We start from the raw sequence: 1,348 nt of genomic DNA on the forward strand, positions 1-1,348 counted from the left end.
TGCACTTGTCAAGAGAAAGTAGACAGTAAAAAGAATATTTATCAGAAGCCCCGTTCGGTTTTAAACTGAACGGGGCTTCTGTAACCCAATGCAGCGGCCGGACGGTGGTTATTAAAAAAGTCTACATAAGCATCGAGAAGCGCCGGAACATCATGGGAGTGGGCCAGATCGAAGTCAAGATAGAGTTCTTCCTTTATCCAGCCATTCAAAGCCTCTATAATGGGATTGTCCGTGGGAGTTCCCCCTCGCGACATGGAACGAAGTATGTTATAATCGTGATGGGCCTGGCAAAAAGCCCTTGAAGAGTAGACAGCTCCCTGGTCGGTGTGGAAGACTACCTGGGACGTCTGCTCTTCTCTTTTGTCCATCCGCTTTTTCAGTTGCTCGAGGCAGTGATAGTATGGCTTGTTGCTTCCTCTTTGAGATGTAACACTGTGAGCCAGGATCTCGTTGTTGAAGGTATCCAGAAGGATGGTCCACTCCCAGTAAGTCGTTCCAACTTTGAGTGTGGTCATGTCGGAGACCACGAGCTGAAGGGGTGCGGCGGCATTCCAGTGTCCCCTTACCTGATTGGGGAATAAGATGCTTTCCTCTCCAGGCCGTTTATAACGACCTTTTCTGGCCTTTGAACGAATTCCTGCGGCTTTACAGCACTTGTGGGCCAGATTGTGAGAAAACACCCATCCCGTCTTAAGAAACACATCGTGAGCCAGACGATGATACCCATGAGAAGGATGCTTTTCATGGGCAGCTTGCAGCAGCCGGGTCAGTTCCACCCTGTCCCTTTCATAGCGGTTCATTTTTCCTTGCCGCTGCCGCCATTTGTAGTAGCCAGAGCGATTCACACCCATAACCTGGCACAGAAAATTGACCGGATATTTTCCTTTCAGTTCTTCGATGACTTCGTATTCTTTCCGCTGCCAGTAACGTATTCCTTCTTTGCACCAACTCCTTCCACCCAATATCCTTTTTTTAAACGGGCGATCTCTACTTCCTGTTTTGCGATGATGAGCCTCAGACGATCCACTTCGCTCAGTGTTTTGCTCGTGTGCAACGCTGCGTACGGGTTTCCGTTCTTTGGCTCCAGGGCATCTTCTCCTTCTTCCAGATACCGCTTCACCCAAGCAGACACTAAACTGTTTCTCACTCCATGCCTTCTCTCGATTTCCATGACCGAAAGATGCTCGTCCAGGTGCAGATGGATGTAATACAGTTTTTCCTCTTTGCTCCACTTCCGATGTGGTGTCCCTTTCTTTCCCATTCCTATTCCTCCTTTTTCTCTTATTTTACTACGAAAAAAGTAGACACCCACACTTTTGTGAGTGTCTACTTTCATTTTACAGGTGCA

Annotated in this window: 2 protein-coding genes; both read right to left on the bottom strand. The window is 48.1% G+C overall.

Annotation, left to right across the window (positions count from 1 at the left end; translation table 11 throughout):
- Positions 1–41: 41 nt before the first annotated feature.
- Positions 42–962: an IS3 family transposase gene (locus tag H6A12_RS12965; RefSeq protein WP_204448424.1), complete on the bottom strand. Its 921-nt coding sequence runs from the start codon at positions 960–962 to the stop codon at positions 42–44.
- A partial coding sequence (locus H6A12_RS12970) for a helix-turn-helix domain-containing protein (RefSeq protein WP_204448425.1) occupies positions 887–1,348 on the bottom strand: 462 nt, incomplete at its 5' end. The genes H6A12_RS12965 and H6A12_RS12970, both read right to left, overlap by 76 nt.

It is taken from the genome of Merdimmobilis hominis (assembly GCF_016901855.1).
GTDB lineage: Bacteria > Bacillota > Clostridia > Oscillospirales > Ruminococcaceae > Paludihabitans.